Annotated in this window: 17 protein-coding genes and 1 pseudogene; 12 read left to right on the top strand and 6 right to left on the bottom strand. The window is 33.4% G+C overall.

The features are described from left to right. The first annotated feature begins 452 nt into the window (after positions 1 to 452). From BLT80_RS20095 to BLT80_RS11235, 3 genes are all read left to right on the top strand, one after another. Positions 453 to 611, top strand: a complete 159-nt coding sequence (locus tag BLT80_RS20095; RefSeq protein ID WP_175455596.1) for a hypothetical protein — start codon at positions 453 to 455, stop codon at positions 609 to 611. A gap of 476 nt (positions 612 to 1,087) precedes the next feature. Continuing rightward, positions 1,088 to 1,978 (top strand): DUF6624 domain-containing protein, encoded by an 891-nt coding sequence (locus BLT80_RS11230; protein WP_139181057.1) that lies wholly within the window; start codon positions 1,088 to 1,090, stop codon positions 1,976 to 1,978. A 147-nt stretch (positions 1,979 to 2,125) separates the two neighbouring features. Continuing rightward, positions 2,126 to 2,872, top strand: a complete 747-nt coding sequence (locus BLT80_RS11235) for a DUF6090 family protein (RefSeq protein WP_092468005.1) — start codon at positions 2,126 to 2,128, stop codon at positions 2,870 to 2,872. A 45-nt stretch (positions 2,873 to 2,917) separates the two neighbouring features. Here BLT80_RS11235 and BLT80_RS20300 read toward each other — a convergent pair. Continuing rightward, positions 2,918 to 3,136: pseudogene (locus BLT80_RS20300) on the bottom strand (IS110 family transposase); the annotation flags it as partial. A gap of 306 nt (positions 3,137 to 3,442) precedes the next feature. Between BLT80_RS20300 and BLT80_RS11245 the strand changes: the two are divergent. Continuing rightward, positions 3,443 to 4,138 carry a DUF6090 family protein gene (locus BLT80_RS11245; RefSeq protein ID WP_092468007.1) on the top strand — a complete coding sequence of 232 codons (696 nt, stop codon included), beginning with the start codon at positions 3,443 to 3,445 and terminating at the stop codon, positions 4,136 to 4,138. 332 nt (positions 4,139 to 4,470) lie between these two features. Further along, entirely contained in the window at positions 4,471 to 5,208 is a 738-nt protein-coding gene (locus BLT80_RS20205) for a DUF6090 family protein (protein WP_217630760.1), read from the top strand. 53 nt (positions 5,209 to 5,261) lie between these two features. Here BLT80_RS20205 and BLT80_RS11255 read toward each other — a convergent pair whose 3' ends face one another. After that, entirely contained in the window at positions 5,262 to 5,681 is a 420-nt protein-coding gene (locus tag BLT80_RS11255; protein WP_092468009.1) for a nucleoside-diphosphate kinase, read from the bottom strand. 273 nt (positions 5,682 to 5,954) lie between these two features. Here BLT80_RS11255 and BLT80_RS11260 point away from each other — a divergent pair, with 273 nt between their 5' ends. The 3 genes from BLT80_RS11260 to BLT80_RS11270 are packed head-to-tail and all read left to right on the top strand — an operon-like array spanning position 5,955 to position 8,756. Then, the gene (locus tag BLT80_RS11260) at positions 5,955 to 6,974 is read left to right on the top strand and encodes a DHH family phosphoesterase (RefSeq protein ID WP_092468011.1); all 1,020 of its coding nucleotides are present in this window, start codon (positions 5,955 to 5,957) and stop codon (positions 6,972 to 6,974) included. Between the two features lie 35 nt (positions 6,975 to 7,009). Further along, positions 7,010 to 7,543, top strand: a complete 534-nt coding sequence (gene gldI, locus BLT80_RS11265) for a gliding motility-associated peptidyl-prolyl isomerase GldI (RefSeq protein WP_092468492.1) — start codon at positions 7,010 to 7,012, stop codon at positions 7,541 to 7,543. Beyond that, on the top strand, positions 7,536 to 8,756 hold the full coding sequence (locus BLT80_RS11270) for a peptidylprolyl isomerase (protein ID WP_092468014.1): 1,221 nt from the start codon (positions 7,536 to 7,538) through the stop codon (positions 8,754 to 8,756). The genes gldI and BLT80_RS11270 overlap by 8 nt, the downstream gene beginning before the upstream one ends. A 110-nt stretch (positions 8,757 to 8,866) precedes the next feature. Here the strand turns inward: BLT80_RS11270 and BLT80_RS11275 are convergent, their stop codons facing one another. Continuing rightward, positions 8,867 to 10,330 carry an aminoacyl-histidine dipeptidase gene (locus BLT80_RS11275; RefSeq protein WP_092468016.1) on the bottom strand — a complete coding sequence of 488 codons (1,464 nt, stop codon included), beginning with the start codon at positions 10,328 to 10,330 and terminating at the stop codon, positions 8,867 to 8,869. A gap of 216 nt (positions 10,331 to 10,546) precedes the next feature. Here BLT80_RS11275 and BLT80_RS11280 point away from each other — a divergent pair, with 216 nt between their 5' ends. The 4 genes from BLT80_RS11280 to BLT80_RS11295 all read left to right on the top strand — a co-directional run bounded on the left by BLT80_RS11280 (position 10,547) and on the right by BLT80_RS11295 (position 17,786). Next, the gene (locus BLT80_RS11280) at positions 10,547 to 12,166 is read left to right on the top strand and encodes a glycoside hydrolase family 30 protein (protein WP_092468018.1); all 1,620 of its coding nucleotides are present in this window, start codon (positions 10,547 to 10,549) and stop codon (positions 12,164 to 12,166) included. Between the two features lie 144 nt (positions 12,167 to 12,310). Continuing rightward, on the top strand, positions 12,311 to 13,378 hold the full coding sequence (locus tag BLT80_RS11285; RefSeq protein ID WP_092468020.1) for a DUF3810 domain-containing protein: 1,068 nt from the start codon (positions 12,311 to 12,313) through the stop codon (positions 13,376 to 13,378). A gap of 111 nt (positions 13,379 to 13,489) precedes the next feature. Beyond that, positions 13,490 to 16,462 (top strand): amidohydrolase family protein, encoded by a 2,973-nt coding sequence (locus BLT80_RS11290; protein ID WP_245710232.1) that lies wholly within the window; start codon positions 13,490 to 13,492, stop codon positions 16,460 to 16,462. 13 nt (positions 16,463 to 16,475) lie between these two features. Next, entirely contained in the window at positions 16,476 to 17,786 is a 1,311-nt protein-coding gene (locus BLT80_RS11295; RefSeq protein ID WP_092468023.1) for an amidohydrolase family protein, read from the top strand. Positions 17,787 to 17,842: 56 nt separating this feature from the next. On the opposite strand, the gene BLT80_RS11300 is transcribed toward BLT80_RS11295, so the two are convergent. The 3 genes from BLT80_RS11300 to BLT80_RS11310 all read right to left on the bottom strand — a co-directional run bounded on the left by BLT80_RS11300 (position 17,843) and on the right by BLT80_RS11310 (position 21,565). Beyond that, complete coding sequence (locus BLT80_RS11300) at positions 17,843 to 18,640, bottom strand: DUF6503 family protein (protein WP_092468494.1); 798 nt, start codon at positions 18,638 to 18,640, stop codon at positions 17,843 to 17,845. Between the two features lie 105 nt (positions 18,641 to 18,745). Further along, positions 18,746 to 20,509 (bottom strand): T9SS type A sorting domain-containing protein, encoded by a 1,764-nt coding sequence (locus BLT80_RS11305; RefSeq protein WP_092468025.1) that lies wholly within the window; start codon positions 20,507 to 20,509, stop codon positions 18,746 to 18,748. A gap of 303 nt (positions 20,510 to 20,812) precedes the next feature. After that, positions 20,813 to 21,565, bottom strand: a complete 753-nt coding sequence (locus BLT80_RS11310) for a hypothetical protein (protein ID WP_139181058.1) — start codon at positions 21,563 to 21,565, stop codon at positions 20,813 to 20,815. Between the last annotated feature and the right edge of the window lie 14 nt (positions 21,566 to 21,579).

Raw genomic sequence — 21,579 nt, forward strand, 5'->3', positions numbered from 1 at the left:
AAGTTCATTGTTTTTAAACTGATAGTAATTACCATCAGAATCTGTAACATCAAAAACCTTTTGGCTGATGTCAATTCCAAAATATTTAATACCTTTATTCATAAGAAAATGTTTTTTTGAAAGGACATACTACGCGAGTTTCAACGACTTAAAATCGAGGTCTAAAAGCCTCACAGAACTGTACGAAATCTGTGTAGAAAAGAGAGGGGATTTTCAATGTTGACGAGATCTAAAGTCTCTGCGTGTATATTAACCTTATTCCTCTCTTTTGTTCTTTCTAATTTATCCTTAAATTTAATGAATTGTAAACTTAAGCCGTGTATAATTAATTGCTTGGTCACTGCCGACTTACGAACATTCCTGCGGAATATTCTATCTGTGATTTATTTGCTAAATTAGTTGCTTAACCACGCAACAAACCATACAAAAACACGTTAGCCACAATACCGAAAATGAGCAGAGTCAAAAACTTTCTTACTGAATTAGACGACTATGAATTAGCAAATTTTGCAAAGTTCAAGCTTCTTACTTATATGAAAGAAACTCAATCGGAAATAAAAGAATATTTAGCTGAACGGAATCTTACGGAATCTTACGGAATCCAAAATTAACCAACTGATATCTGAAAACCCAAAGTCAAAACTGACAGACGATAAGGAAAGGTGCCCAAGATGTTATTCAGATAAAATCCGAAAGGATAAAGTCGAATGGACAGACACAGCTTTGAAAAGCGGATATTCAGATGAAATCGCCACTTTGGATGGATTAGCTGGACGCACGACGTTCAAAGATAATGATATATGCAATGTTTGTGGAATTTGGATTTCTGATCCAAATAATGAAAAAGGAAAATCTATTTGGCGAACAGTATGGGATTATCTGACTGATAATCCACTTGGAATATAAAAAAACACAGTGGCTAACACCGCGTATAATTGCTTGCTTGGTCACTGCCTACTTACGAACATTCCTGCGGAATATTGCTTCGCCAGTTCGCTGCGCTCGGGTCTATCTGTGATTTATTTGCTAAATTAGATGCTTAACCATACACAATACTGTTAGGCACAATATGACAAAAACTATCGCAATGAAAAACTACTTATTTATTTTATTCATAATCAGCATTTATTCTTGCAACGCACAGAATGGAACAGAATTCGAATATGACAATTTTGAAAACCAGTTTTTGAATTATAAACCTAAACAAAATTCTCAAATTTCAAAGAAAGATTTTGACTATGCAAATATGATCATAAAGGAAACAAAATCTGCGACAAACAACAATTCTAAAAATTTCAACCTTGCTGATTATTTTAATGTTTTATCTGCATTTCTTACTTTAAAAGAAAGTAGAGAAAATATAAAAATTGTCTTTGAAAAATTCAAAAATGCAGAAGGAAGTTGCGAATACATCATATCTTTTGAAAAATCAGTTGAGAAAAATCCGAAATACGATATTATTAGAGAAGATTACAATAAAGAATTAGACAAATGCAAGGCTAAACCAGTTCAAGATAAAACATTTAACATTTCAGAATACAGCAAAACGAATAATTTGGATTTAGCATTAATAGAAAAGATTAATAACATTATGCTTAACGACCAAGTTTATAGAAAAAAAACAGCGGACGAAAATAAAGCAAAACAAAGGAAATTAGATATACAAAATCAAAAAGCAATTGACTCGCTTTTCAATGTATACAAAACATATATTGGAAGAACTCTCGTAGGAGAAAAATTTGAAAGTACTATGTGGTTAGTAATTCAGCACTCAAATTTGGAAATGATGGAAAAATACTTGCCAATTATTCAAGTTGCATTTGAAAATAAAGAAATTGACATAGTTCCGTTTAAAATGCTAATCGACAGAATTTATACTCAAAAAGAAAATTATCAAATTTTTGGAAGTCAAGTTGGAGTTGAACAAGCGAATGAAAAAATTAGACAAGAAGTAATAAAAAAATACAAACTGAAATAAATACTGTGCCTAACACGTATATAATCCATTGCTAGTACTAGCCTACTTACAAAAATCCTCTAAGATTTTCTATTCAGTTATTATTTACTAAATTACATGTAAATAACACGCAACAAGTTGTGCTTCATTATGATAAACCGTTAACCAATGATAACATTCTTTCGGAAAATACGGCAAAAAATGTTGAATGAAAACAAACTCAGCAAATATCTTCTTTATGCGATTGGTGAAATAGTTCTAGTAGTTATTGGAATTTTGATTGCCCTATGGTTAAACAACTTAAACACAATATCTCAAAATAAAGAAAAAGGAGATATTATGCTATTAGAAATTAGAGAGAACCTTATATCCGACACCCTATTAATTCATGAAATATCTACTTTCAACGCAGAAAAGAGCTCTGATATAAGTAAATTTATGCAGATTGCTGCACAGAAAAAAGTATCCCCAGAACTTGGTGAAAAAATGTTCTTTCTTTTATCGGAAGGTAAATTATTTACAAATGCAAGTTTCACACCTAATAGCACAGGCTACAAAACTCTAACCAATTCAGGTAATATTGAAATAATCGCTAATACAGAATTGAGAAATCAATTGACACAATATTATCTAAAAACCTCAATAGCAGCGTTTGATGAATTATTAAACTTAACTAGGTCTTTTAAGTATTATATTTTACCAAAAATTATGAATCGGGAATTTGTTAAAAAGGTTACTAATCTTGATTTTCAAATACGAAATCTCGAAGACATTAAGCTTAATGAAGATGAAAAAATGGTTAGCGATTTAATCTTAATTCTTGCTAATATCAATCAAAATGAACAAGCATCAGTAGAACTTAAAAAAGAATTGGCTCATCTCATCGCATTAATTGATGAAGAACTTAAAAAATAACAAAAGCACAACAAAGTACTGTGGCAAAAAACAAGTAAAAACTCATTAATTTTTAACTAAAATACTTTTATAGTTTCCATCATATATTAATCCCGATTTAGCAATTGCAAAAACCTGTTTTAGCAGTTTATTACACACTGCAATTAGTGCTAATTTTTTGCGCTTTCCTTTAGCTACAATGCGCTCATAAAGATCTCGGTAAGTCTTGTTGTGTTTACAAGTATTAAAACTGCACATAAATAATAAATTTCTCAGTTTCTGATTTATACTTAAATGTAATGAATTGTAAACTTAAGCCGTGTATAATTAATTGCTTGGGCACTGCCTACTTACAAAAATCCTCTAAGATTTTCTATTCAGTTATTATTTACTAAATTACGTGTAAATAACACACAACAAGTTGTGCTTCATTATGATAAACCGCTAATCAATGACAACATTCTTTAGACTATTCGAACTCAATTTTGCTTTTGTAAAATCAAAGCTCTTGAAGAAGTTTGGTGAGACTACAAATAGCACCTTAAACATAAATTAATGATCAAGTTTTTTAGAAAGATTAGATACAACCTTATGGAAAAAAATAAAACTGGAAAGTATTTTAAATATGCTATTGGAGAAATTGTTCTTGTTGTTATTGGTATTCTTATCGCTCTTTCTATTAATAATTGGAATCAGAAACGGATAGAGAAGAAACAAATCCGTAATATTTATATTCGAATTGTGCAGGACTTAAATAATACAGCTTCAGAAATTGAGAGTGATATTAAAAATATGGATATTATATATCCTTTAATGCAAAATATTCTTAATGGTGATATTGAACGCGATTCTCTTTTATCAAGTAATGATTATTTCCGTAAATACCACTTTACTTTAGGATCCCCAGACATACAAATAAATGAGACGGGAATGCGATTACTTGAATCAAAAATTGAGCTTGATTATGAACTAAATACGGAGCTCACTGAAGCCCTTTCAAAGTTGTATTCTGAAAAACTATTTGAACTTGAAGTAGATGCGAAATTTGTTGGTGATAATTTAGAAAGATTAACTAATCATATTGTAGAAGAAGGAGTTTTAGTTGATTATTTAGTAAAAAATGATCGAACAAAATATGTCAATATGATTTTTGAAGATGTCACTTATAAAAATTACTTTCACATATTCTCAGTGTCATATGACATCTACAAGAATTCACTTATAGAATTTAAAGCTGATGGCGAAGTCTTGATTGATAGGATTAAAGCAGAATATAATTTGGAATAAATCATATTTGGTTATTTGAAAACACATTAAATAACGAAAGTACAACAACCTGTATTATCAATTGCTAGTACTAGCCTACTTACAAAAATCCTCTAAGATTTTCTATTCAGTTATTATTTACTAAATTACGTGTAAATAACACGCAACAAACTGTGCTTCATTATGATAAACCGCTAACCAATGATAACAATCTTTAAACTATTCGAACTCAAATTTGCTTTTGCATTTGCTTTTGCAAAATCAAAGCTCTTGAAGAAGTTTGATGAGACTACAAATAGCACCTTAAACATAAATTAATGATCAAGTTTTTTAGAAAGATTAGATACGACCTTATGGAAAAAAACAAAACTGGAAAGTATTTTAAATATGCTATTGGAGAAATTATCCTTGTGGTTATTGGAATTTTAATTGCGCTATCAATTAACAATTGGAATGAAAATGTAAAAACGCATAGAAATCAACGGAATAATTTGCAGTTGATTAAAGTGGAAATGATCAACAATTTACAAGCTATAGTTGAAGCAAATAAGGATTTAAGCAAAACGATAACAAGTTGTCGAGACCTAATTAATTTGAATAATACAGATAACAATCTAAAAAATATTGAAGAACATCAATTGTCTTCTCTTATCGCTGGATTGGTGAGAGATGATGTTCAAGCTTTTCTCGAAAATGGTGTGATGAATCAACTTTTAGCGTCTGATGGATTAAAAAATATTGAAAACGATAGCATACGCAATATTTTAGCCTCGTGGCAGAGTAAAATCGATTATGTAAGATTGCAAGAACAGCACATTTTTAGTGCTCAAAGTCGTATCCGAGAGTATATTTCTACAAATGGGAATATGAAAGTCCTTTTTGAGGGCATAGGTCTCTCTCAAAGAATGAAATTAGATACTTCTTTAGTCAAAGTAAGCAACAAACACTTACTAATGGATAAGAAATTGGAAAACACCACGCTCATTTTGTTAGTTTCGGGAGTATCCCTTCAAGAAAATATTTATCCTGAATTTAAAAACGAAATACATTCTATCGTAGGATTAATAGATCTTGAATTGGAAAAAAAATAAAAAAAAGACCATCCTTTACAGATGGTCTTTTTAATAATATATAATGTTTTAGCTTAAAACATATCTCTTCCTGCGAAATGAAAAGCACCTTCAATAGCTGCATTTTCATCACTATCACTTCCGTGAACTGCATTTTCTCCAATAGAAGCTGCATATAATTTACGGATAGTGCCTTCTGCTGCATCAGCAGGATTAGTTGCTCCAATTAAAGTTCTAAAGTCTTCAACTGCATTTTCTTTTTCTAAAACAGCTGCTACGATAGGACCACGAGTCATATATTCTACTAACTCTCCAAAAAATGGACGTTCGTTATGAATTGCATAAAACGCTTCAGCATCTGCTGTAGTCATTTGTGTTAATTTCATTGCTACGATTCTAAATCCTGAAGCTGAAATTTTTTCTAATATTGCGCCAATGTGTCCTTTTTCAACAGCATCAGGCTTTAACATTGTAAATGTTCTGTTAGTTGCCATGTATTTTTTTTAAATGAGGTGCAAAAGTAATATATTTCTTTTATTAATCAAGTGCTGCTTTTATTAAATTAATGTTACTAAATAAGCGTCTTTTAAATTCATTTTTAATCAGCAATCACATTAAGAAAAATTCAAATTTTAGTTTCGTCATCTGTTCTTGTAAAATTGATTTTTCGATAATTTTGCATCGCGATAGGTTTTAGAACAAAACAATCTTATAATTCATATTAAAAGCCATCTTCAAAATATCTAAAAAACGTATCTTCGCCACTTATGATTAAAGCACAAATTTCAGAAATAAAAGCACTCTTAAGTGCACCTAAGAACATTGTAATTGTTCCTCATAGAAATCCAGATGGCGACGCAATGGGATCAACCTTAGCCTTGTACCATTATTTAAAACTTAATAATCACAATGCCGTTGTTATTGCACCTAATGATTATCCAGATTTTTTAAAGTGGTTACCAGGAGACGATACCGTTTTAAAATTTGAAACCCAACTAGAGGAAAGTTCCACACTTATCAATAACGCTGATATTATTTTCACTTTAGATTTTAATGCTTTTCACAGAGCAGGAAATCAAATGGCTCACGTTTTAGAACCATCTACAGCAATTAAAATAATGATAGATCATCATCAGCAACCAGATGATTATGCCAAATACATGTATTCGGATATAAGTATGTCTTCGACTTGCGAAATGGTTTATAATTTTATTGAAATGCTTGGCGATGATGATAAAATTAATGCCACTATAGCAACGTGCCTTTATGTTGGAATTATGACAGATACTGGCTCTTTCCGTTTTCCGGCTACCACGAGTAGAACACATCAAGTTATTGGAAATTTAATTGAAAAAGGAGCTGAAAATTCTGAAATTCATAATAACATATACGATACTAATAGTTATAGTCGTTTACAATTATTAGGGAGAGCCATGCAGAATTTAAAGGTCATTCCCGAATTAAGAACGGCGTATATAACCTTGTCTCAGGCCGAATTAGATGAATTCAACTTTAAAAAAGGAGATACAGAAGGCTTTGTGAATTATGCTTTATCATTAAAAGATATTATTTTTGCTGCTATCTTTATAGAAAGTCAACAAGATCAAATTATAAAGATATCGTTACGTAGTAAAGGTGAGTTTTCGGTAAACGAATTTTCGAGAGCACATTTTCATGGAGGTGGCCATACCAATGCCGCCGGAGGACGTAGCGATGATGACATGCAAACAACAATAAATAAATTTATTAGTATATTACCACAATATAAACAAGATTTGTCCCAATGAAACCCCTAAATTGGTATCGATTAAAATATAAACACATGAAAAACCTACTCATACTCACTATTGTATTACTGCTGTGTTTCAGCTGTAAACCTCCAGAAGCAAGACTACCAGAATCCGTACAATCTGGCTCATTCTTAAAAGCATCTGCAGAGCGTAATAAAAAGCTTAACGAATTAGAGCAACAACAAATCGAAGATATTATAAAGAGTAATCCTGATAAAGATTACATCGCTTCCGAAAGTGGGTTTTGGTATTATTACCAAACTAAAATTGAAAGTGACACAATTCAACCTCAATTTGGTGATGTTGTACACTTTACCTTTGATGTTTCTAATATTGAAGGCAATGAAATTTATGCTAACACCGATAAAACCTATATTATGGACAAAGAAGAATTGTTCACTGGTTTGCGTGAAGGTTTAAAATTATTAAAACCAACTGAAACAGCAACATTTATATTTCCATCTCAAAAAGCCTTTGGGTATTATGGAGATGAAGGTAAAATAGGAACCAATGTTCCATTAATTTGTGAAGTAACTTTAAACACTATAACTCAAAAAAATGATTAAAAAAGCACTTGCAGCATTCGTTGCTCTATTAGTTTTAACAAACACGTCTTGCCAAGAACGTCATTCTGATTTAGAAGATGGACTTTATGCTGAATTTATAACCTCTAAGGATACTATGGTTGCTAAACTCTATTTTGAGAAAGCTCCTGTAACAGTAGCCAACTTCGTAGCGTTAGCAGAAGGAAATCACCCATTAGTAAAAGAAGAATATAAAGGAAAGCCTTTTTATGATGGCTTAACGTTTCACCGTGTGATGAACAATTTTATGATTCAAGGTGGTGATCCAACAGCATCAGGTACTGGTGACCCTGGCTATAAATTTGAAGATGAATTAGTTCCAGAATACAGACATGACAAGATAGGTATGTTATCTATGGCAAACTCTGGTGTAAACTCTAACGGAAGTCAATTTTTTATCACTGAAAAAGTCACTCCTTGGTTAGATGGTTATGATGAAAACGGCACTTTAAGAGATTGTTCAAACCCTAGAGTTGCATGCCATGCTGTTTTTGGCGAATTGGTAAAAGGATTGAATGTACTAGATACTATTTCTAATGTTAAAGTGGCACCTAGAACTAACAAACCATTAGAAGATGTCATCATTAAAAAATTAAATATTATAAGAATAGGTTCAGCCGCAAAGAAATTTGATGCACCTAAAGTATTTACAGAAGAACTTCCAAAAATTAAAGAAAGAGCTGAAGCTGCAAAAATCGAAGCTGCTGCAAAAGCTGAAGAAGCTAAAAAAGAAGCGAAAGCAAAAGCTGATTTAGCAAAAACTGAATTCTTAAAAAAGAACGAAGAATTAAAAGGGCGTAAAATTGACTCTCCAACTGGGATGGCAATGATTTTTACACACGAAAGTAAAGGTGTGACGCCTAAGGCTACAGACCGTGTTAATATTGAATGTGCTGGTTATTTAGAAAATGGAGATTTATTCTGGACCACTTGGAAAGACGTTGCTGAAAAAAATGGCAAATACGATGAACGCACTGATAAAGCTGGTAGATATACTAGTTTTGATATGCCTTATAATGAAACTGCTGGTTTAATTGCAGGCTTTAAAGAAGCTATGCTCCATATGAAAATCGGAGATAAGGCTAGAGTATTTATTCCTTATTATTTAGGCTATGGAGAAAGAGGAAATCCTCCTACAATTCCACCAAGTGCTAACTTAGTTTTTGATATTGAATTAGCAAGCATTAAGAAATAGGTAACACCAACTATAAGACATAAAAAAAAGCAGCTATTTAGCTGCTTTTTTTTTTAATGTATTTAGACCTGTCAGATTTTTAAAACCTGACAGGTCTTTTTTTATGCAAATTAAGCTTTAGGAATATTCTCTAAAACTTCTAGAACAAATTTCCAATACTTCTGTGCAGAAGAAATCTGAGCACGTTCATCTGGTGAGTGCGCTCCTTTAATATTTGGTCCAAAACTAATCATGTCCATATCTGGATAGTTAGTTCCTAAAATACCACATTCTAAACCTGCATGGCAAGCTGCAACATGTGGCTTTTCACCATTATTTAAACGTTCATAAATAGGAACCATGACTTTTAAAATGGCAGAATCCATATTTGGTGCCCAACCAGGATAATCACCAGAAAATTCTACTTCACAACCTGTCAACTCAAAAACAGAACGTAATGTATTCGCTAAATCTAATTTTGTACTTTCCACTGAACTACGTGTTAAACAGCCAATTTTAATAGCACCATCTTTCACTATAACTCTAGCGATATTATTAGACGTTTCTACCAAGTCCTTAATATCTGGACTCATACGATATACTCCATTCCAAGCCGCATGCAAAGCTCTTGTTAAACCTTCTTGCACACCTAGGTCCATAATTTTTTCTGGAGTCTCCGTTTTAGAAACAACAATTTCTAAATCGGGTTCCATAGTTTTAAATTCGGTTTTTAAAGTATCCCCAAATTCTTTCATTTCAGCTTCAAAAGCAGCTTCATGTATCGCATCAATAGCAACAGTAGCATTACTTTCTCTTGGAATAGCATTTCTTAAGCTCCCTCCATCAATTTCTGAAATACGAAGTCCAAAATTTTCAAAACCATCAAATAATATACGGTTCATTAATTTATTGGCATTTCCTAAACCTTCATGAATTTGCATTCCAGAGTGACCTCCTTGTAAGCCTTTTACAGTAATGGTATATCCAATTTTAAATTCAGGAGTTTCCTCTTCCTTATACTCGCGTCTTGCAGTAACATCTACTCCACCAGCACAACCTACACCAATTTCATCGTCTTCTTCAGTATCTAAATTTAAAAGAATCGCACCGTTAAGTAAACCTCCTTTTAAACCTTTGGCACCTGTCATGCCAGTTTCTTCATCAATTGTAAACAAAGCTTCTAAAGCAGGATGCGCTATAGTATCACTTTCTAAAATGGCCATAATCGTAGCAACTCCTAAACCGTTATCAGCGCCAAGCGTTGTGCCTTTTGCTTTTACCCAATCCCCTTCAATATGCATTTGAATACCTTGTTCATCAAAATTAAAAACGGTATCGTTATTTTTTTGATGTACCATATCTAAATGTGACTGCATTACAATTGGCTTACGATCTTCCATACCTTTCGAGGCAGGTTTACGGATAATGACATTACCAACTTCATCTTCTATCGTTTCTAAACCTAAATTATTTCCGAAATCTTTCATAAATTGAATCACACGTTCTTCCTTTTTTGAAGGTCGTGGCACAGCATTTAAATCTGCGAATTTATTCCATAGTTGTTTTGGCTCTAAGGCTCTTATTTCTGAACTCATAAATCTTGTTTTTAGATTTGCAAAGGTACAAAATACGATTGTCACTTTGTTGACATTCCCAACTTGTTTCAGAATCGAAAATAGGGTTATTCAGAATTGAATTTGTCACGGATCCATTAATGCTTTTTCAATATATTTTTTTTTGATTCTGTAGGAAATTTACGAATTCATTATGTATCTTTAACCATTGAAAACATTAGTAAAACATCAAAATAAATGCAGACATTAAGCACTAAACAAAACCGCAAAAATTACAACAGAAAAATCACATCGTTACACGCCCTAGTTATAGCTTTTGTGTTTGTAAGTTGCTCATCTAAAACGAAAAGCGCTTACGACGATTATGTATCTGATGTTTATCAAACATCACAGGCTGGTGATAACCTCAAATTATTGTCTAGTGCTGATGCTAAAACAACTTCTACTGATGTTAAGAAAGTAACTTTAGAGGTACTTCCTAATGAAGAGTTTCAAAAATATTATGGTTTCGGTGCTTCATTTACCGAGTCCTCAGCATGGAATTTGGCTACAATCCCTGTTGAATCTCGCAAACAAGTCTTAACTAAACTTTTTAGTCCTACCGAAGGGGCTGGCTTCACGCTTACCAGAACACATATTAATAGTAGCGATTATTCAAACAATCATTATACCTATATCGAAGAGGGTGACGAAGATCTTTCAACCTTCAGCATTCATGAAGATATGAGAGGATTTACTGGTGATGAAAACGATCAAGTTCGTGATGTTGAACTCGTAGAACCTAGTTATGATATTATTCCAATGATTTTAGAAGCCTCCAAAATTCCTGGTGCAGACTTTAAAATTATCGCGTCTCCATGGAGTCCACCATCTTGGATGAAATCAGGAGAAACATCTGAGATGACGAATGGTAGTTTACTTCCTGAGTATTATGGGCTTTGGGCAGAATACATGTCAAAATATGTGACAGCATACAAAGAACAGGGCATTAACCTTTGGGGTCTTACACCACAAAACGAACCTTTACATGCCCATGATGCACATTGGGACAGTAACGGATTTACACCAGAACAAGGTCGTGACTTTTTAAGAGATCACCTTGGTCCGCAACTTGTTAAAGATGGTCATTTAAATCTTGATGATTTAGAATCTGGATTACGAGTCCTAATTTATGACCACAACAAATCAACAATGAACGACTATGTTCAAAAAACCTATGAAGACCCTGAAGCGTCTAAATATGCTTGGGGAACTGCTTTTCATTGGTACACAAATTCTGAATTGAAAGATAACAACTGGTATGCTAAAGAATTAGCTGAATTACAAAAAAACTGGCCAAACAAAGGGATGATTCATACGGAATCGAGCATAGATATTGATGCTAAGGATCCTATTGGTCAATATTGGAGAGCAAGTACTGATTACGCAGGTACTTTTGTCCCTTTTGAAACGTATGTTAACGACATCATTACAGATTTAAACCACGGCACTCAAGGCTATATTGAGTGGTGTAGCATTCTTAGTCACAAAGGACAACCAAATCCTTATGATAATTTTAATAGTGCGCCAGTACTTATCAATCCAACCACTGACAAAGTGATTTACACACCACTTTATTATTTACTAAGTCATTTTAGCAAGTTTATCCGCCCAGATGCTCGCAGAATTGCTTTAAAAGGTGATAACGTAAACGGACTAATTTATACAGCGGCTAAAAATCCTGACGGCTCAATCGCTGTTGTTGTATACAACAATAATGAAGAAGCACATGAGCTATCAATCAAATTAGAAACGAAGACTTATACAGCTCAAATTGCACCTAAAGCTGTTCAAACGATTCATTTGCGTAATAAGTAAAAACACGGCTAACAAGTGTAGGTATTTATAAGAAGAAAAAAGGTTACAAAATACCGTATACAATCAATGACCAGCTTTTGATGTACTTTAAAAATTTAGCATGACCTTGAAAATGTAATTAGAACTTTTCCCTATTTTTGAGTCATGCGTAAAAACAAAAAACTAATCCTCGTTGTGTTCTTCGGAATTCAATTGTTAGTATTATCTCAATTAAAACACTATCCTGAATTTGTTGAGCAGTTGTACAGCAACGGACTTTACGTTTTTATTTCAAAATTGATGCGCTATACGTTTGGCTGGATTCCATTTTCAGCTGGAGATATCTTTTACACCTTAGCCGGCATCTACCTCATCAGATGGCTAATTGTAAACAGAACACGTATTATTAAAGATACCGTGAATTGGTTACTTGATATTGGAGCGACCTTATCGATTGCCTATTTTGCATTTCATATCCTTTGGGCTTTTAATTATTACAGACAGCCGCTTTATAAGTCCTTGAATCTTAAAGCAGATTACACCACCGAACAACTGGTTTCATTTACAGAACAATTGATTCAAAAATCGAATGCTTTACAACTTCAATTGGCAAAAAATGACACCTTAAAAGTTGAAATACCTTATACCAAACCTGAAATTTTAACGAAGGTAAAAGACGGATATCAAACACTTTCAGAAACGTATCCACAACTTGAATATCAACCAACAAGCATTAAAACATCCATTTATAGTTTACCGTTAACCTATATGGGATTTTCGGGGTATTTAAATCCGTTCACCAATGAAGCTCAGGTAAATGGGTTGACTTTAACCTATAAGTTTCCAACAACAGCCTGTCACGAAGCAGCGCACCAACTGGGCTATGCCGCAGAAAACGAAGCTAATTTCATTGGCAGTTTAGCTGCCATTCAAAATGATGATGTTTATTTTAAATACTCTGGGTATACCTTTGCTCTTCGGTATTGTTTAGGTGAACTCTTTAAGCGCGACCCAGAACTTTATGACACTGTAATTCTAACTGTGAATACAGGCATACTGAAAAACTACCAAGATGTTCGAGAATTTTGGGATGCCTACAAAAACCCAATAGAACCTATTTTCGAAAAAACTTTTGATAATTTTCTAAAAGCAAATAATCAGTCCGCTGGCATGAAAAGTTACAGCTATGTCGTTGCGCTTTTGGTTAATTATTATGAACATCAACCTTTATAAGTTTAGCTAGATACCTTTTCTTAATTTAGAAAATGTTAAAATATTAACATTAAATACAGCCATTTAGCTATAATTCCTATCTTTAGAATTCAATCTAACCCACCAAAACATATGATTAAAGTACATCTCCGACTGCTCATTTTTATGTGCAGTTTTTCATTATTTGCACAAGATTACTTCCCGAGTAACTCAGGTGTCATTGCAAATAACTCTAACTACACCGCATTTACAAATGCTACAATCCACGTTACACCAACTGAAGTTTTAAACAATGCAACACTCCTTATTAAGGATGGTAAAGTTGTTAGTGTTGGTAAATCCGTAAACATTCCGAAGAACACCACAAAAATTGATCTTTCAGGAAAAACCATCTATCCTTCTTTTATTGACATGTACACCACCTTTGGAGTAGAAAAACCAAAACGAGGTGGCAATGGTCCACAATATGGTGCGAGTCGAAGTGGCTATTATTGGAACGACCATATTATGCCAGAGCAAGATGTTATGGCGAGTTTTAAATACGACGCTAAATCAGCTTCTGATCTTCACAAATTAGGTTTTGGAGTTGTTAATACACATATGCCAGATGGTGTCGTTCGTGGTACAGGTGCTTTAATTGCACTAAACAATAACGCTGATAATTCTATGCGTGTTGTGGATGGAGAAACTACGCAACATTTATCATTTAGTAAAAGTGTGACGTCTCGCCAATCGTATCCATCTTCTATTATGGGAAGTATGGCACTATTACGTCAAATGTATGATGATGCAAAATGGTATGAAGCAGGAAATATTGACACTAAAGATTTATCGCTTGAAGCCTTAAACAAAAACAAGAACTTACTTCAAATTTTTGAAGCTGGTAGTAGAGCTAATGTAATGCGTGCCGATAAAGTTGGTGACGCGTTTAACATTCAATATACCATAGTTGGAGGTGGTGATGAATACGAACGTATTGATGAAATAAAAGGCACAAACGCTACTATTATTTTGCCAATAGATTTTCAATTGGCGTATGATGTTGATGATCCATTCTTGGCAAGCACATTGTCTTTAAGTGATATGCGATCATGGAATCAACAACCACACAACCCTAGATTATTAGCGGAAAACGGCATTAAATTCGCCTTAACAACCCATGGTTTAAAATCGAATAAAACATTTTCTTCAAATTTAATAAAGGCTATTGAAAATGGATTATCTAAGCAAAAAGCATTAGAAGCTTTAACTACAATTCCGGCGTCCTTATTAGGAAAATCAGATGTTTTAGGGACTTTAAAAACCGGAAGTTATGCTAATTTTTTAATTACCGATGGAGACATTTTTGAAAAGAAAACAAAACTTTACGAAAATTGGGTTCAAGGTTCAGCGCATGTTATCGAAAACATGACTACTAAAGATATTGATGGCGATTACGATTTTAAACTTGCGGGTGACGACTATAAATTAACCATCTCAAACAGCACGAGTAAAACTGATGCTAAAATTGAGAGTAACGCTAAAAATTTAGGGACTAAAGCGAGTTATATAGATGACTGGTTAAACCTTACAATTAAAACGGCAGACAGTACTAAAAAAGAATACATTAGGATTGTAGCCAATACCACAAGCAACACCAGTCTTAATGGAAAAGCTATTTTACCAAATGGTGATGAGCTATCCTTTTTTGCTAATAAACTAGAAAAAGAAGATTCCGAAAAGAAAGGTGATAAAAAGAAAGATAAGGACGATGCTGACACTCCTTTTATGAGTCCTATTACCTACCCCAACTTAGCATACGGTTTTACCGAAAAGCCAAAATCAGAAACATTATTATTTAAAAACGCAACAGTCTGGACCAATGAGAGCGAAGGTGTTTTAGAGGAAACAGACGTTCTAATTAAGGATGGTAAAATCTCAAAAATAGGAAAAGACCTTTCTAGTAAAAACGCGAAAGTTATTGATGCCACAGGAAAACATATTACCGCTGGTATTATTGACGAGCATTCACATATTGCTGCCTCTTCTATAAATGAAGGTGGTCAAAACTCTTCAGCAGAAGTCACTATAGAGGATGTATTAAATGATGAAGCTATTGACATCTACCGTAATTTAGCTGGTGGAGTGACGTCGATTCAAATATTACATGGCTCTGCAAATCCTATTGGTGGTCGTTCGGCCATCATTAAATTAAAATGGGGAGAAGCGGCAGATAATTTAATCTATGAAAATTCTCCAAAGTTTATCAAATTCGCTTTAGGTGAAAATGTTAAACAATCGCGAAGTAGAAGCAATTCACGTTTCCCACAATCGCGTATGGGAGTGGAACAAGTGTTTGTAGATTATTTTACCAGAGCAAAAGCTTATGACGAAGCAAAGAAAAGCGGTAAATCATTTAGACATGATGCCGAAATGGAAACTCTTGCTGAAATTTTGAACGGAGAGCGTTTTATTTCTTGTCATTCTTATGTGCAAAGTGAAATTAATATGCTGATGAAGGTTGCAGATCAATTCGATTTCAAAATAAATACTTTCACACATATTCTTGAAGGCTATAAAGTTGCTGATAAAATGAAAGCTCACGGAGTTGGTGGTTCGACCTTTAGCGATTGGTGGGGTTATAAATACGAAGTCAATGATGCTATTCCGTATAACGCTGCTATTATGCACAACGCTGGTGTTACAGTAGCTATTAATAGTGATGATGCAGAAATGTCGCGTCGTCTCAACCAAGAAGCTGCAAAATCCGTAAAATATGGTGGAGTTAGCGAAGAAGAAGCTTGGAAATTTGTCACCTTAAATCCTGCAAAACTTTTACATCTAGACAAACGTGTTGGAAGTCTAAGAGTAGGTAAAGATGCTGATGTTGTATTATGGACAGATCATCCGTTATCCATTTATGCTAAAGCTGAAAAAACCATTATAGAAGGCGTTACTTATTTCGATTTAGCGCGCGACAAAGAAATGAGAGAAGCGATTAAAAAAGAGAAAAGCGAACTCATTAATTTAATGCTTCAAGATAAAAACAAGGGATTAAAAACACAACCTGTTAAGAAGAAAGAGGAAAAATTAATGCATTGTGACTCAATGGATTTACACAACTAAAAAACAGTTACAAATGAAAAATTTATATAAAATAAATAGTGTGTTATTGATGTTGTGTATCACTATTGGATTCGCACAACAAACACCTGCACCTAAGCAAACTAAAGATTTTGCTATTGTTGGTGCAACCGCACATATTGGAGATGGCACCATAATTGAAAACAGTGTTATTGTAGTCAGTAATGGAAAAATCACAACTATTGGACCAGAAGCTTCTACTCCACTGACCAAACAAGCTATGGACATCATTGATGGAAAAGGTAAAGATGTCTATCCAGGATTTATTGTGGCTAATGGGACTTTAGGATTGGTTGAAGTAGACGCTGTAAAAGCCTCTGATGATCTTGAAGAATTAGGAACTTTTAATCCACATATTAGAAGTATTATAGCCTATAACACAGAATCTAAAATCACAGAATCGATGCGACCTAACGGTGTATTACTAGGCCAAGTGGTACCAAGAGGTGGACGTATCTCTGGAACCTCATCTGTGGTGCAATATGACGCCTGGAATTGGGAAGATGCCGCTATAAAAATGGATAATGGAATTCACGTGAATTGGCCAAGTAGTTTTAGCCGTGGTCGTTGGTGGCTAGGTGAAGATCCAGGATTGAAACCGAATAAAAACTATGCCACTCAAGTTAAGGAATTAGGCGATTATTTTAATGAATCTAAAAGTTATAGTATGGGAAGTTCTACTGAACGTCACTTACCGTATGAAGCTTTAGCTGGCGTATTTGATGGCTCGAAGCGTTTATATATTGCAGTAGATGATGAAAAAGGAATTACCGATGCTGTAAATTTTGCAAAATCACAAGGGGTTTCTAAAATCACTATTGTTGGCGCTTATCAAGCCGGAAATATCGCAAGCTTTCTAAAGCAAAATGATGTCTCTGTATTCTTGAGACGTGTGCATTCTAGACCAGAATTAGAAGATGACGATTACGACTATACCTTTAAGCAAGCCAAAATATTAGTTGATGCTGGTATTTTAGTTGCTTTAGAACCAAGTGGACAAATGGAGCGTATGAATTCTCGTAACCTTCCGTTTTATGCTGGTACCACGGTTGCTGATGGCTTAACAAAAGCACAAGCGTTACAATTAATTACGCAGAATCCCGCGAAGATTATGGGGATAGACAATATGTACGGTACGCTTGAAGTTGGCAAAAGCGCCACTCTGTTTATTAGTGAAGGAGATGCTTTAGATATGCGAACTAACCAATTGACACATGCTTTTATTGATGGTAGACGTTTAAGCTTAGAAACACACCAAACGGAACTTTGGAAACGGTTTTCTGAGAAACCTAGTCAAGAAGATTAATAACAAAAAAAGCGAACCTCACGGTTCGCTTTTTTTTTGCTCTAATTTAATTCTGATTAATCAATCACTTTTGCCCCTTCTGGCATTGTAAATATTGCCTGATCTGGTGCTTTTTCTGAAAGTAAAATATCGGTAAACTCAACTGTGTTTCGCTTTTCTGTTGGTAAATTATTTTCATAGTTATACCAATCTATGCTTTTCGGTAATACCAAACCATTAACAGTTTGCCAATTATTATATCTTATAAAATGAAAATCTGGACTTCCTTCAGGTTTGCCAAAAGTTACCGTGTAAGCTAACCATTCCATTTGTCCTGTTTCGGCATCATAAAAAATCTTGTATTGATCATCTGATGATTCACCAACACCAGCTTCATATGAAATTAGAATTCCTGGGTACGTTTTTCCTTCGAAAACTAAAGGTTCTATTTCTTTATATTCCACACCATCATCACCAAAAACAAAAGGCATTCCATAAAAGTAAAACATTAAACCTTTATAAAATTGAGGCTTTCCTCTATATGCATTACCATCTTTTTCATTGACCCAAAGCGTTTCACCATCAAAGCCTTGCGTATATGTTGGTGTATCAATTAATTCTGCTCTAGTCATTAAATTTTTAACGGTCTTTTCGATTCCTGTTGGTTTTTCAATAGAAAAAGAAAGTGTTTGCATTTTATTCCAAGTATCAATACCACCATGTGCATTAAAAACTTTGGTTATAGATTCAGGATAAATACTTGTAATAATTTGATCTTGTTTTACCTCATCAACAACTGTAGATTCTTGCTTTGGTTCGTTTTTACAAGCTGTAATTAAAATTGCTAAGAGTAGAGTTTGTACTATTTTTTTCATGATATGGTTTTGATTAGGTTCTTTCGACGTGAATAAATACAATACATTACAAAAAAAGCTTCAGATAAATTCTGAAGCTTCTTAAAATATCAAATAAAGTTAAATTTAATTCACAATTAACTTCTGAACAGTTGAAGTGTTTCCTATCGTTAATTCTACAAAATACAAGCCACTTTCTAAACTAGAAATATCTAAAATCGTAGAGTTCCCTTCAAACTTAATGTGTTTCAAAATTACTTTTCCTTGAATGTCGAAAATATTTACGCTTCCAGTTCCAAAATTAGACGATGCCAATTGAATGGTTACGTTTTCTTTTGCGGGATTTGGAAACATACTAAAACTCGTAACGTTAAATTCATTTATACTTAAAGCTACTGAACTTTCAAGATAATCTGGAATCGTATTGCTATTTGTATCATCATCTGTAGGATCTCCATTATCATTATAATCTTCATCAATAGTTAATACGCCATCACCATCATCGTCGTTATCTAAATAATTTTCAATAGTATCATTATCGGTATCCACAAATGGATGCATCGTATTTCTTCCTAATACAATATTGATTTCAACACTAGTAGCAACACCATCCCCATCGTCATCATCGTCTAAATAATTTGGAATATCATCACCATCGGTATCATCATCTTCTAGATTACCATTGTCATTGATATCTTCATCGGCATCAATGACACCGTCACTGTCCGTGTCTGTACAAACCACTTCCTCTACGTTAATCATAGTAGAAACTGTTCCACACCCAGAAAAAGCAACAACCGTTACATAATAAAAACCAGGTTCTGATACCGTTAGAGACGATTGCGTTTCACCTGGTATAAGATTACCATTATGTGTCCATTGAAATGCATACTCAGAAGCCGATAATTCTGTATCTAACACCAATGTATCGCCAAGACAAAAGCTATAATCACTTTCAAAATCTAAATATGGTAATGGATTAACATATATATCAAAATTAGTAAGTGCATCGCAGCCGTCTAGATTTTCAACTCTAACATAAATAGTTTGTGGATTACTTACGTTTGTAAAATTAGTTGGATCTGAAATTGGATAAAAATTACTTAAAGCGTCAGCTTCATCTATAAAATAAGAGAGTGTAAAAAGCTCTCCTGACGGATTTATTTCACCCTCGGATAGTGTTAGATCAAAAGCGGTAATGCCATCATTATTATCATCGCATAGCATAATATCACTTGGAGTTCCCATAGCACTAGAAGGATTTGGCAATACACGTATGGTTAATGGCGTTATACTCACGCACCCCGTATTGGTATCCGTAACTGCTGCAAATAATGTTTGTGGATTTGAAATATTAGTATAACTAGTGTTAAGTACATTTATTTGCGTCTGAGCATCCGATTGCGTTTCATAATACGCTACCGTCCAATCAGTATTACCTTGAGTGATTTCTAAATTGTTTACTGTTAAATCAAATACAGCAGTCTCATCGACATCATCATCACATAACATCATGGATGTTGCTACAGTAACAATAGGTGTTGGATTTACAACTAAGGCTAATTCAGTAAGAGCATAATTCCCAGTAGCATTAGATTCTAATCGCACATATATGATTTGTAACCAGCTGGTAATATTAGCATAAGGATAATTAATCGCATAAACTCCATTGATTGCATCATACAGTGTTTCGTGATACGTTACCGTATAATCTGCGGAACTTTGTTGACTTCCTAAAACTTGTGCATCTGCATTAGTTAAATTGAATAAAGCAAAACCATCATTGTCATCATCGCAAACCGCGTAATCATTTGGTTGATTAGCCACCTGAGCAATTAAAGTTGTACTAATTGTTAAGAATAGAAATAGGTAAAGTAGTTTTTGTTTCATAAGAGGTTAAATTTATATCTCTCAAATATAGATTAAATAATATAGTAATGGGTAAATCCACTTTTAGCGTACAAAATCCATTTATAAAACAATTCATACTACTCAAGGATAAATTGTGACAACTTAAAATAACTGAACATTTTTCTAATTAAAGGTAAGCATGACTTGTCATTAGTCATAAAAGATGGCTATTAGATTAATTCCCTTTTGTTTTTAACTGATTTAATTTTGGAAAGCGAAGCGAAATAAGTAAGTCGTTATGGCAATGCCATAGCGATGTTTTTCAGTAATAACCTCTACTTTTTAAAACCCCTTAGTGTCTTCTTTTTTTTCTTCAGAATTATATAGAGGTTCAACATTAAAATATTTTGAATTTTTTCGCTTATAATAGTTTTTATTCTTAAGCTGTTTGAGCATAAAATCTGGTTTATTAAACACCTCATAAACAAGTAACGTATTGTTTTTTCCAACCTTAGATTTCATTTCTAATTCTATCCGATATATTAAATCATATATTTCTTCCGGAAATTTTAAACTCATTGTTCTTTGTGACGAAAACCCTGTATTACTCTCATATACTGCCCAATACATTTCGTTATCATTTAAATGAAGTTTATTAGAATGTACTTTAGCTAATGACAATGAATCAACTGCATTCTTATAAATAGTTAGATCGACATTACCCTTAATGTTAACATCAGTAGTTTTAATTCCTTCGGCTTTTAAATCTCTTTTTTCTAAATACATTACAATCCAATGCGTACCTATTTTAGCCTGTACAACATAATTACCAATAGTGAGTTGGTTTAAATTAATCTTTGCATTTGAATTATTAATTTCAATAGTCTCTAAGTAATCGGCATTTAATATATCGACTTCCTTTATCTTTTCATGCTCTGTAGCGAGTATTAAACTATCACCCGTTTTATTTAGTTTTTGAACTAATTTTAATTTTTTAGCTGCAGCGCTCGTGTTTTTTTGGAATGTAATGCTCTGACCATAAGAAAATAGGGTTAAAAACATTAATATAAGTAGGATATAATTTCTCATCATCATCAACATTTGTTTGG

It is taken from the genome of Winogradskyella thalassocola (assembly GCF_900099995.1).
Taxonomy (GTDB): Bacteria; Bacteroidota; Bacteroidia; order Flavobacteriales; family Flavobacteriaceae; genus Winogradskyella; species Winogradskyella thalassocola.